This is a genomic window from Prolixibacter denitrificans, assembly GCF_003014495.1.
GTDB classification, from domain to species: Bacteria; Bacteroidota; Bacteroidia; order Bacteroidales; family Prolixibacteraceae; genus Prolixibacter; species Prolixibacter denitrificans.
The window spans coordinates 104,590-116,953 of record NZ_PYGC01000012.1; the positions used below are offsets into that span (position 1 = coordinate 104,590).

10 protein-coding genes are annotated in these 12,364 nt (G+C 42.2%); 2 read left to right on the forward strand and 8 right to left on the reverse strand.

Translation table 11 applies throughout. The features are described 5' to 3' along the window. Positions 1 to 525 carry a 2'-5' RNA ligase family protein gene (locus CLV93_RS17660; protein WP_106543543.1) on the reverse strand — a complete coding sequence of 175 codons (525 nt, stop codon included), beginning with the start codon at positions 523 to 525 and terminating at the stop codon, positions 1 to 3. Positions 526 to 740: 215 nt separating this feature from the next. Between CLV93_RS17660 and CLV93_RS17665 the strand changes: the two genes are divergently transcribed. Both CLV93_RS17665 and CLV93_RS17670 read left to right on the forward strand, forming a co-directional pair. Continuing rightward, a complete protein-coding gene (locus tag CLV93_RS17665; RefSeq protein WP_106543544.1) occupies positions 741 to 1,421 on the forward strand; it encodes a cysteine hydrolase family protein in 681 nt (226 codons plus the stop codon). Positions 1,422 to 1,911: 490 nt separating this feature from the next. Beyond that, entirely contained in the window at positions 1,912 to 2,103 is a 192-nt protein-coding gene (locus tag CLV93_RS17670; protein ID WP_025865958.1) for a cold-shock protein, read from the forward strand. A 92-nt stretch (positions 2,104 to 2,195) separates the two neighbouring features. Here the strand turns inward: CLV93_RS17670 and CLV93_RS17675 are convergent, their stop codons facing one another. From CLV93_RS17675 to CLV93_RS17705, 7 genes are all read right to left on the reverse strand, one after another. After that, on the reverse strand, positions 2,196 to 3,095 hold the full coding sequence (locus CLV93_RS17675; RefSeq protein ID WP_211297901.1) for an SDR family oxidoreductase: 900 nt from the start codon (positions 3,093 to 3,095) through the stop codon (positions 2,196 to 2,198). A gap of 742 nt (positions 3,096 to 3,837) precedes the next feature. Continuing rightward, entirely contained in the window at positions 3,838 to 4,098 is a 261-nt protein-coding gene (locus CLV93_RS17680; protein WP_146142064.1) for a hypothetical protein, read from the reverse strand. A 195-nt stretch (positions 4,099 to 4,293) separates the two neighbouring features. Continuing rightward, positions 4,294 to 6,204: a DUF3857 domain-containing protein gene (locus CLV93_RS17685; RefSeq protein WP_106543547.1), complete on the reverse strand. Its 1,911-nt coding sequence runs from the start codon at positions 6,202 to 6,204 to the stop codon at positions 4,294 to 4,296. After that, entirely contained in the window at positions 6,204 to 8,261 is a 2,058-nt protein-coding gene (locus CLV93_RS17690; RefSeq protein ID WP_106543548.1) for a DUF3857 domain-containing protein, read from the reverse strand. The genes CLV93_RS17685 and CLV93_RS17690 overlap by 1 nt, the downstream gene beginning before the upstream one ends. Before the next feature lie 370 nt (positions 8,262 to 8,631). Next, positions 8,632 to 10,686 carry a DUF3857 domain-containing protein gene (locus tag CLV93_RS17695; RefSeq protein WP_106543549.1) on the reverse strand — a complete coding sequence of 685 codons (2,055 nt, stop codon included), beginning with the start codon at positions 10,684 to 10,686 and terminating at the stop codon, positions 8,632 to 8,634. Positions 10,687 to 10,835: 149 nt separating this feature from the next. After that, a complete protein-coding gene (locus CLV93_RS17700) occupies positions 10,836 to 11,228 on the reverse strand; it encodes a hypothetical protein (RefSeq protein WP_106543550.1) in 393 nt (130 codons plus the stop codon). Positions 11,229 to 11,294: 66 nt separating this feature from the next. Further along, positions 11,295 to 11,861, reverse strand: coding sequence for a cysteine hydrolase family protein (locus CLV93_RS17705; RefSeq protein WP_106543551.1), 567 nt, complete (start codon positions 11,859 to 11,861; stop codon positions 11,295 to 11,297). Between the last annotated feature and the right edge of the window lie 503 nt (positions 11,862 to 12,364).

The following is a 12,364-nucleotide window of genomic DNA, read 5'->3' on the forward strand; positions in this document are numbered from 1 at the left end:
TTATATGAGTTCGATTTCCTGCAGGTCAGTAAGAATGTTATCAGTATAGTCGACAATGGTCAGCGTGGTGATTTTTCCTTTGATCGAGAACTCCTTTTGATTCCATTCGTCCACCCAGCCTTTTACTTTGAGTGGGTCTTGGGAGTTGGCTATGCCTATATGAGGGATGTAGTCGATGTCGAGCCTTAGTTCGTCAAAAAGCAAATTGGAGTACAGCTTGTCGTGAAGCCTGACTATTTTACTGTATCCCTCATCGGGGACGAGTAGCAAATGGAAATAGTCGAGAACGGCATCCTTGTTGATGGTGGCGCATTTGATTTCGAAGTCAATGGCTTTCACACCACGGGACTTGCTTTCTATTTCGGCAATAAAAGCCTTTTGGTCGATTCCGGAAACCGGGAATACAAAAGGGAAATGTGGCTCAGCAACGGAATAGTATAATTCGTCGTTTGCCTTTCGGAATTCCTGGATGCGGTCATAATCATCCGCCTGTAACTGAGGATATGATAATACACCTAATGCCATTTTTGCTATCAGTGATTTGAGTGTTCATTAAAGTTACGGGAAATTTTGGTTGGTGTGGGGTGATACAAAAAGAGACGCTGTCCTTTGGCTAAATCTTTTATATCAGTTGATTTCTGTTTTTCCCAACTTAAGTGGGTATATTTAAACATAGGAATGCACTATTCTTGCCATGCTATTCGCGTGAAGCGCAGAATTGACACAAAAATGTACAAACCATGAAACAGCGATCAATAAGGCGAATCATATTTCGAATTTTAGGGACCATCGTTTTGTTTATTGTTATCCTGATTGGTAACCTGCTGCTTTTCGAAAAGAAAGCATCTGTTGTTTCGGAAGGAGAACCTATTGCCACTTCCGATGTTGTGCGCCCGGCACTACTGGTCATCGATGTGCAGGGAGCAACAACGGGTGAGGCTTCGCTCAATTCATATTACATAGCGGAATCCGAAAGTCTGATTCGTACTATCAATCAGTTGACTGAAAGCTTTCATAGTCATAACATACCCGTCATCTATATTCGGAGTGAAATCACCAATCCGCTGATTAACTTATTGAATGCGTCGTATGCCAAGGGAGGCATAGGAGCTCGGTTTGACAAACGGATGAATCTCGTTTCCGATATGGAAGTGATCAAAAGCCGGAATGATGCCTTTCTGAAAACATCTCTTGATGAATTGCTTCGTCAACATCAGGTTAATAAGTTATATATCGTCGGGCTGGATGCTGCGCACTGCATCAATACGACCGTGGCAGCAGCGCAAAACAGAAACTACGATGTGACGCTCATCAAGGAAGCTATCCTGTCGAAATCAGCTCAGATGAAAGATAGTATGATGACTGTGTTTCATGCTCGTGGTGCAATGCTTGTAAGTATGGATAGTTTGAGCTTTGATTAACCGTTGTAATCAGATTGTAGTTTATGCAGTGAAGCGAGTTCACGCAAGTGTTATCAGTTTCTTCTGTTCCTGTTCAAAAAAACGAATGATTTGGTTATGCTTCCGACCAGCCGCTCAGGTAGGCCTTGAATTTTGTATGCGATTCTCCTATTGGTCCGGAGATTTCCTCTCGCGCGTATGTGTATCATTCAATAGCCAGTTTTTTGTCGATTTGTGTCAATAATTCCGGTGCGGCCGAATATTTTTGCTGCTTTTTGTCGTAAATCGTCAGTACGCCGGCCCTTTCTAGCTGTTTTATTGATTTCCAGGGGAATAGTTAACATGCAATCCCACAATTGATTAAGAAATACAGCGAAAATTTTTCCGTGATTTTAAATGGTTGATAATCAGTTTTTAAATGTTTTTTTTCAAAATTATTTTTGAGAAAATAAAAGATGGTGTTTGGAATTCGGATACAATGCGTATATTGCGGCGTATTAAATAAATAACAATGAATAAAGGAACAGTAAAATTTTTTAATGACACCAAAGGTTTTGGTTTCATTAAAGACGAAGAATCAAACAATGAGTATTTTGTGCATGTAACCGGATTAGTGGATGAAATCCAGGAAAATGACGAAGTAACCTTCGATTTACAAGAAGGAAGAAAAGGATTGAATGCAGTGAACGTTAAACTTGCGTAAGTAAGTTTAGACGATGACATATTCATTAAGATTTTGAGCCTCACAGTTTGTGAGGCTTTTTTTATGTCCAAACGTCTGAGCCGAGATGTTCATTATCCATGCCTCATTCTTTCCATTTCTTTTTTAAAGAAATGCTCCAGATGATGTTTGCCATAGTTAGGAGCCAATTGGTCATTGGCCATGAGTGTGAGGAAGAACTCGATGGGGCCATAGGTTTTGGATGAGGTGAATGTCCTCACGAGTCCGATGGTCATCCGGCGAATCCAGTCGGGGAGGTGTGTAATTTTGATTGGTTTATTCGATGCTTTCAAAGCGAGTGTCGCCAGTTCGTTCTGCGATAGGTTGTCCGGGCCGCCAACGGCAATTTCCTGTTCAGCGGAAGTAATGGCATCGACACATACTTTGGCCAAGTCCTCACCATGGATGGGATTCATTTGGTAGTGACCATCACCAAAGAGATAAACTCTTCCACCTTTTGCCATATCGAGGAAGTCGCGCATGTCGGAAAAGAACCCGTTGGGGCGCATCACAGTGTAATCGAGTCCCGATGATTTTAACGCATCCACGAAAGCTTCCTTGGCCTGGAAGATTTTCAGATGGCGGTATTTGTCTCCATTGATGGCCGAAACGTAGATGAATTTTCGCACGCCAGCTCTCTTTGCTTCGCTGAGCAAATTCAGATTCGCCTGGTAATCGACGTCCATGTAGGTAAGACCGTCTCTTTGCCGGGTGATACCGATGGAGGATATGACGGTCGTAATCCCTTCACATAATCCTTCGAGAGTTTTGAATTGTGTAACTTCTGCCCGGATGATTTCCCGGTTTCCTCCTTCGAGATATTCGAGTTTTTCGGGCCGACGGCCGATGATTTTTGCCGGTATATTTCGCCGTACCAATTCTTCCGCGATGTAGTGTCCAAGGTAACCAGTTGCGCCTGCCAATAATACTTTTTCGGTTGTTTTTTCGGTGTCCATATTGCTATTTGTAGTCATTTGTTAAGTCATTTTATTTCTCCGTTTTCGCTCTTCAATTTATTATATTTGGGAGTATATTTCCAGCGAATGTTTTGATAATTTAAAAACATCCAGTATTCGATTGGAGACTCCCGGTTATCCGTGTTCTGTGCAATCGCTACCATCTTACCTGGTTCTTTTTTGAAGACGGACTTGCACATGATTTCATCCTGACTTTTCCCGAAATGAGTTTATTCGATTCATTATGAGTAATTCGGATATTAAAATCTTTTATTTTCAATTCTGCTTTGTGACTTGAGCAAGTTACTTCCATTTTCATTCGGTCTTATTTTATTGGGTGAAAAAGAATGCGAATGGGCTAAAACTTACTTGAATATGTTGTGTTCGTAATCTGTGCTTGTTGTTGTTTATCAATTAATTGGTGGAGTTTTTGTTGCTATTCCGTCCAGTTAGGGACGATGGACGTTCAACCGGTCCAATTTTCCTATTTATAATAATGAAGGTGGTCAAATCCGATGTGGCGGGGAGGGGTTTTTGAGTTTCCAGACCCGTCACTTGAGTTTGTTTTGTCGGTTTGAGACACCGGTAAAGTGACTCGCTTTGGATACAAGTTGTGAGGAAAGAATGTGTATAAAGAATAAGAAGCTTTTGCATGACGATTACTTTTCTGTCAGCAAAATTAGGGAGGAAATTGGTCGAGATCGTCCCAATTTATAAAACGGGACTTCTTTTGGGAAAACCGATTTGTTGGCAAGATGGGCTAGGGAAGTTCGGAGGCAATTCTATTGGTGGTAGTACGCCCACCCAATTCTTCTTCGATTGAAATAGTCGTTTCGTGCAGCGCAATCTCCCGGTTAACAATAACGGAAATGGCCAGGCCCGGACCTGAAACAGCTTGTTTCTGTGTCCCTGCATCAATGACATAACTGTCGTCGACCGTTTTCCGACCGTGATGAAGCGCCCCATTCTCGGTGCAGGCGGTGAACAAAAGCAGCATGTATAGAATCAGAAGCTTTTTCATGACAGTTGTTCGAAGTGTACGCTGTTTGTACTAATAGACTGTCTGAAAATGGAAAAGTTACGGTTTTTGGAAATTTTTTTTTTTGAAAAAAGTTCGTGACTTCTCGCAGAGTATAGGAATAATAAGGGTAGTTGGTTGTGTTGCCAAAAGAAATCCCACAGATTCTGTGGGATTTTGTTAACTGAAAATGTTGTTTTAAACTTTCTTCACCAACACCACCTTCTGTCGTTCCTGCGAAGCAATTCCCGTTAGGAAATCGTTGATGGATTTGACGTCATCGGCTTTGTATTTTCCCTGGTGAATGACGACTTTTCGGGTCACTTCAATGGTATTATTCCCATTCTGCCCGTAGTTGATTTCGTAATCACCAAAAGAAGAAGAGAGTTCCGTTTTCTTCGGAAGGTACTCCACCTTAAAACCGTCAGGGATGGTGATGGTGAGGGTGTCCTTGTAGGTATAGCCCGTACGCTGATAAATCTCCAACTGACGATCCGTTGACAGATGCGATGGAAAGCTGTTCTCAATTAAAAAGTTGGTCGATACAAACATTCGGTTCCCGGTAGGTATGGCATAGCGACTCGTTTCTCCTTTGACATTCAGCTTTGCTTTGGCCGTGTCGGCAGAAATATCCTGCATGGAAAAGTTTTGAATCGTAAGTCCCGGCACATTCAACCAGCGGGTTAAGGCGTCTTTTTGTTCTTTTGATGACAAGTGGAGGACCCCGAAAACATCTTCAAATTCGCCTTCTTCGAATTCGGAATTCAGCTGGAATGAAGCAGCCCCATTGTTTTGCAGGTTGACCTGAATATGGGAATCCCGTCGGTTCTCTTTTTCTGTGTACTTTGGTGTGCGCACCAGCTTTCCCCCTTCAGCCGAAATTTGCAGCGCAAAGCGGTTGGCATTGTCCAGGCTGATGTAACCAAAAGGAATTTGCTGATTGGTGCATTCCAGCCAAATGGTGTCTTGATCGAGGGGAACGAACAGGATGGCGTGATTCATCTGGCTGGCTCCCGGAAAGTCGGGATATTTGATTTGCCTGTAATCGCCACTGCCGATAACTGTGTAATACGAATCGATGCCGATGGCCTTTAACAACGAGCGGGTGTAGTTACTCAGTGCTTTGCAATCGCCGTATCCTTTCGCGTCCACATCTTCAGCCATGAGCGGTTGAAATCCCCCGATGCCCAACGCAATGTTGACGTAGCGTGTCTTCTTCTGCATATACCGGTATACTGCTTTTACCTTGTCCCGTTTATCCGGTATGCTGTCAGTCAGCCTGAACAGTTTTAAGATGGTCTCCTCGGGCAGTAAGGTCCGGTCTCTGATAAGTTGGTATGTCCAGGCACCATACCCTTTCCATGTTGCGAAATTTCCGGTTGTTCCTTCGTATGACATGTCGTCCGGTGATAGAAGCACTACCGGAAATACATCCATGAAATCGGGTGCGAGTCTTTCCCATTCGAGGGCTTTAAAACCTGACAGTTGCCAGTGGTAGGTTACCGTGTTTTTTTCGGTCGTCTGGCTAAAGGCAAAATCACTGTTTAGGTCTTTGTGTCGTAATTGGAACTTGTTCGGTGTGATGAACGTCAACTCCGCTTTTTCCACGGAAGTGTTATAACCCGAAGCCGGAACCCAGTTACCAAAGCCGACCAAATCGTTGTAATTTACTTTGTAATAGTATTCAACGGTGTATGGATAGAGCTTATATGCCGGTCTGAAGAACTTGACCCGGTTGTCTCCGAACAGCGTATAGCTTTCGTTGTAGGCAAAATCCCGGATGTCTTTATTCCGAAGTCTCTTAACGGTTTTGCCGTGCGCGTCATAGACGGTTCCGCCAATCTGGGAAACATTTGAGTTGTGGTCGTACATGACAACCAGGTTGGCTTCACCTCTTCCATTGCTGTTCAGAATGGTGGCTACCAAATGAACCTTCCGGCTGTAACTGCCTGCACCGGTCCGGTTGTATGTGACCTGGTATTCCCGGATAACCGCATCGGCGTGCTTTTTCAGGGAGTCGGGAATAGAAGCAGCATCCCGGCTGCTTTGCGAAAATACCGGGATGCTGAAGAAAAAAGTGCAGAGAAAAGTGAGAAATAATGTCTTCATCAAATGTGTTTTAGTACGACCAGTTCGTGCTGTTTGTCAATCATCATTTGGAAGAACTTCTTCAGGGACTCGTATTCGCTTGGTAGAAATACACTTTTGTTAATGTTCAGAGATGAACTGACAATCAGGTTGCCTCCGAGGTTTTGGACCTGGAAAACAAATTGTGCTTCATTATTCGGAAGGACCATTTTTACCGACTTCGGTGCTTCCTGAAGCTGGTAATTGGCCGGTAATCTATAAGTCTGAACTTGTTGAATATGGTAGGGATGATCGAATTCCACCGGATACTCCCTTTTGTCGAGCTTGAATGGGTTATTCTCGAAATACGGTATGACTACCGGGTTGAAGTAGAGCATGTCTCCCGGATTGGATGACAACTCGTTATCTGTGAATTTGTAGGTGAGGTTCAGGTTGTGATAAAGAGTATCGAGGCCTTTGACTTTGATCCCGTCTACATCCTGAAGTTTGTTTTTATCATCCATTGCTTTGATGAAATCAGCCGGCGAATCATATTTTCGAATGGCTTTCCGGAATTCGTAAGCACCGTATCCCTTCAGGTTCATATTCGCCTGGCCGCTAATCGTTGCTGTGCTATCCATCATCATCAGAATGCTGGAGGTCATGGTGAAGGGCTGATAGTTCATCAGGTTGATCCACTTGTCCTGAACATCACCAATGATTCGTCCTTTGTCGTTCAGACAGCGGATTGGGAGCAGGTTGATTTCAGCATCGCGATCGGTGGCGTCCATCAGGTAGGCTTTACCATTACTGAGTACCATGGCAACCACATAATTAAAACTACTGATGGAGGGATGCGACGGATGGATAATTCCGTTGTCTTGTGTACTCAGTACGACCGGATAACTCTTGAAACCCAGTTCGCGTAACAGCCTGACAAGATTGAGGTTCACATCGGCACAGTTTCCTGAACCTTCCTTGAATGCTTTATTCAGCGTTGCGTTGATGTACTTGCTTCGGGTACCGTTCCAGGCGACGTGCCTTTTGATGTATTCGAATGCCAAATCCAGCATCTGCATGCCTTCAACTCCGCTCTGTTTTAGCTCTTCTGCGGCATCCCGGATGTAACCAGCGCTGTTGAGCTGCTTCCCGAAATATTGATTGTCGGTTAAATCTTTATCGACATTTGCCCAGGTCGATGTTACATAATGTATGGGCTCCTGAGGAAATTTTACATATTCCAACTCAAATTCTACCTTGGAAATATAATTCTCCTCTGTCCGAAGGAATTTCTCTTTTGGAAATGCCGGAATGCTATCGGCGGTGTAGTGGTAAATATGCTCCGTGTAATTGAATGAACTGGTGTACCTGGCTTCATCTACAAGGCGGCCCCGAGCCTGCTGATGAACATTGATCGTAAGCTTCTGTTGCCGGTTATCCTGATCGAACTTCACCGGATAATATCCCCTTAAAGTCTTGTTATAATGAAAGTATTCAGGAATAATCGCAGTGAAATCACTGTTTAAGATTGGGATATCCCGCTGAAAATACCACGTGCGAAGATTAAAAAAATGAGTTGTACGAATGGTATAGTCTACCTCGATGATGGAACCTGCTTTTACGTTGGGCAGGGCAAACTTAACCGTATTCCAGTGTTCGCTGGTTTCTTCTGTCATGACATCTTTGTTACTGAGCTTGTCTTTTACCACCTTTCCGTTTTCAAGATTGTAAGTATAAGCTTTCAGCTGTGATAGTTCGTCATCTTTATCTCCTTGGTACAATGGAATTTCAATGTTGGCATAATCGAAGCCTTCGTTGTCGAGAATTTTGATTCGGAAATGCCGGTTGAAGTGAAGTTGAAAACCGGTTTGACTGCTTCCCGCTTCGTTGGTACGAACGTTTTTGGCCATGTAATCAAAATCGGCCTTTCCATAGTCAAAAATGAAGTATGCGTGAGCGTTCGAATCGGTAGGACATTGAGTCGCTTCGAGGTTCTGGATGTCTACCTTTCCTGTTTTGGGTTCTTTTTGTGCGTCGACCTGTTGGGGTATAGTCACGAGTAACAACAGCACAGACAATAGGAGGAAGCAAGTTTTCATTATTCTTGTTTATTAGTTAGAACTTTTGTGATTGATCCGGCACCGAAAAATTACCCACGATGTATCTCAACGAGATATTCGTCAGGTAAGTCGAAGGGCAATAATATCAGGATACTATCCTGTTTTTATATCCGTAAAAAATAAATACTTCGGTAAAATTGAATCATTTGCCATTTCAGGTAAAGTAAGGAAGGTGAAAAACTGCAGGGATGGTTTGTTTGATAAAGCCTCAGGTCTCATTTTCAAAGGAATCGCAGATTTGTTTATTTTTATTGGTACGCTTAAAGATAAAATCTTATCGCAACGTTACAAGAAATTGGCATTATGTTATTGGACAGGACAGCCTTTCAATTGTCGATTAATGATGACTTTAAGAGGCATCTTTTCTTAATACCACTAGTTCATTTTGTTTATCAATCATTAATTGAAAGAATTGCTTCAGTTGTCTGTATTCTTTCGGAAGAAAAATACTTTTGTTAATTCTAACAGTTGTGATCACGTTCATATTTTGTCCGAAAACATTGACCTGATATGTGAACTGGGCACTTTGGTCAGGGAGTGTGATACTTATTGGCTCAGGAGCCCGTGTTATATGGTAATTGGTTGGGATGGAAAATGTACTAATTTGTTGTATTTGATAGGGATGATTGAATTCGACAGGATATTCTCTCTTTTCGAGCTTGAATGGATTTTTTTGAAAATAAGGATTAACGATGGGAGCATAGTAGAGCATATTTGCCGGATGATTGGATGAATCCGAATTGACAAAGTGATAAGAGACAACCAGGCTTTTCGACGTTTTGGCTAGATCCTTAATTTTAATGTTTTCGATTTTTGCAGTCGTCATATTCTTATCCAGAACTGATTGGAAATATTCAAGAGGTGAACTGCTTTTGTTTATATCCTTGCGATATTCGTATGCACCATAACCATTTAACCTCAGTCTTGCGTTACCGGTAATTGATGCACTGCTGTCTATTTTTGATAGAAAGGTCGATTGCAAAACAAAAGGTTGGTAGTTTGTCAGATTGATCCATTTTTCACTTCTATCACCAATAATTCTGCCTCTGTCATTAATACACCGGGTAGGTAACAAATTGATTTCAGCATCGTGGTCTGTCGCATCTAACAAATAAATATGGTTTTTCATAAATACCGCGGCAATGACGTAGTTGAAGCTGCTGAGTGAAGGATGCGCCGGGTGTATTATACCATGTTTTTGGGTACTGAGCAAGACGGGATAGCACTCAAAGTCCAGTTGTTTCAAAAGTCTCACTAGATTGAGATTGATGTCAGCGGAGTTGCCGACACCATCTTTGTATTTTTTTGCTAATGTATTGCTGGCATATGGACTTTGAAATTCGTTCCAGGAAAAGTGCTGCTTAATATGTTCATAAGCTTTCTGTAATAGATCAATTCCGCTTACTTCATTTGTTTTCAATTTGGCAGCAATGTTTCGAATATAACCCGCACTACCAAGCTCTTTCCCAAAATACGGATGCTCGATGAAATCTTTGTCAATGCTTTCCCAGCTGGTTGAAAATTTTCTTTCAGAGCTCATGGGAAATTTTATGGATTGGAGTTCAAAGTCGACTTTTGATATATAGTTTTCAGCCGTTCTGAGAAACTGCTCTTCAGGGAAAGCAGGTATGCTATCGGCGCTGTATTCAAATACATTTTTCGTGAAATTAACGGTTCGGGTGTAAGATTCGGGACTTCCTACCATACCATTTTGTCTTCGGTTAAATATAATCGAGAGGCCTCGATTGATAATATGTCGCTTGAATCTGACAGGGAAATAACCAGCAGCAGTCTGATTATAGGAATAAAATTCAGGAATCATAGCGGTAAACTCACTATGAAGTGTTGGTATATCTCGTTGAAAATACCAGGTGTGGAAGTTGTAGAAATAGCTTGAAGTAACATTATATTCTATATCGAGGACAGAACCGGCTTTGACTTCAGGCATCGCAAATTTCACCGTATATAAGTGTTCACTGGTTTTCTCTGTTAACATGTCGGATGGTTCGAGCTTGGTTTTTTGAATCTCTCCGTTTTCGAGATTATAAGTATAAGCTTTCAGTTTTGTTATATCCTCTCTGCCCCGACCACGAAATAGAGGAATCTGAATGGTTGCATAACGGAAGCCTTGATTATCAATGATTTTAACTCGAATGTATCTTTTGAAAACCATATGAAAGCCGGCATTTTGATTGGAATAAATAGTTGTACTTCCCAGAGATAAATCAGCTATTCCATAATCAAATACATAGTAGGCGTGGGCATTGGAATCAATGGGGCAGGTATTGCTTTTGAGCGTTTCTATGTCAATTTTTCCAAATTTCGGAAGATTTTGCGCGGAGGCAAAGTGGGAGCAAGCTATTAGGAAAAAGCTAACTTGCAGGAGACGAAGAAAGTATTTCATTTGTTAAAAGTTGAGGTATAGTGGTATATTTTATTGGCGGTTGTAAAAATATTATCTTACTGAAAAACATCTACGGAGATGGTGCATGTTATTGGGCAGTCTGTTAGTTAAGCCTCTTTTTTTGAGAGTGATAAATTTCAAGTTGTTTACTATCTCCTTTTTAAAAACTTCCGCCGTGTTCCCCTTGAAGCATCGGCTGCGTGAATATTACCGCCTCCCCAGGTTAAACCGGAATGATGGTCACGAAACGGTGGATTGTTAATGCCCCACTCATCAATTTCCTCCCGACTATTCGGGGTTCCTTTTTTTATCTGTAGCGGTTCCCTTTTTTTGCCTTTGTATGATGCGATGATTTGTTTGATCTCTTCGTCGCGTAGACGTTTATCGTATAAATAGGTTGGAATACAAACGACAAACAGCAGGAACAGGCCGGAGTAAAGTAAAAAGGCATTGGCATTGAATTCGGCTATGATACCGATGGCCCGGAAGATTAAGAGGATGCCTCCGGTAATTCCCGAAACGTATATGATGCCGGTTCTCATAGGTCAGGATTTTTGGTGCGTACCATTAAATGTACTCATCCTGACGGAGATTAACAAAACCGAGAACTACGTGCCGGCTACAATTTCAGCCGTGCTTTGCAACGCCGCAAACCAACGGCCAATGATCTTGTGATGGTACCGGATAATGGCTTCGGCTTTCATGAAGTCATTATCATATGTGCTGTGGCCGTCGTGTACCAGGATGGTGTGGTAGTTTTTAGCGAACGCACTCCGGCAGGTAGTGTCGATGCAGTAGTCTGTCTGCAGTCCGGTGATATACAACGTGTCGATTTTGTTTTCCTGCAGAATGGCTGCTAGTTCAGTGCGGTAAAAGGAGTCGGGCGTTTCCTTGTTCACAAAATAATCATCCCGTTTGTGTCGGAGCTTGTGATGAACTTGCCAGGCTCTGCTGCCTTCTTTCAGGTCTTCATCACCATCTTCAGTGTGCCGGATAAAAACGATGGGACGGTTCCTTTTACGGAAGCTGTCGATCAGTCGGTTGACGTTGTCGATTAATTCTTTTTCGCGGTAAACCGGCTCGTTGGGATCGGCAAAAAAGCCTTCCTGCATATCGATAATCAGAAGTGCTTCACGCGGTTTGGACGGAGAGAGATTTATGTGACCGTTTGACATATCGCAAGGGGTTAACAGGTTTCATTTCATAAAGTTACGCATAAAACGAACAGGTCGGAAGGAATATCCCCTGCAAATTCGGTGCGGGTGATTGACTTGTTTCCATATGCGAACTGCCTGACCGCCTGTTCTCAGCTCAGATGGCAGTTGTGCGCTTGGTTTTATCGTCTTATAGGCTCGCGAGTAGTTAGTTACCTAATCTGAACACAGTTGGGTTCGGAAGCTATCTGAAACCGGACTAAATAATTCTTATGAAAAATCATTTCCTATAACATTCTCTGTCTGATATTATTATCAAATAGAGATGAATTTTATTGAGTTCTCTACATAATAATGCTGTATATCGGTTCGTTTTTTAAATCATATAACAAATTATGTTTCTATTAATGAGACATGCCTGGCTTAAGTCATCTTGCCCAAATGGTGACATTAAGTTAAGACCTAATCTGACGACAGAACAGACATTTATATAAATAGACAGACAACAAACTTGATTAATTGAA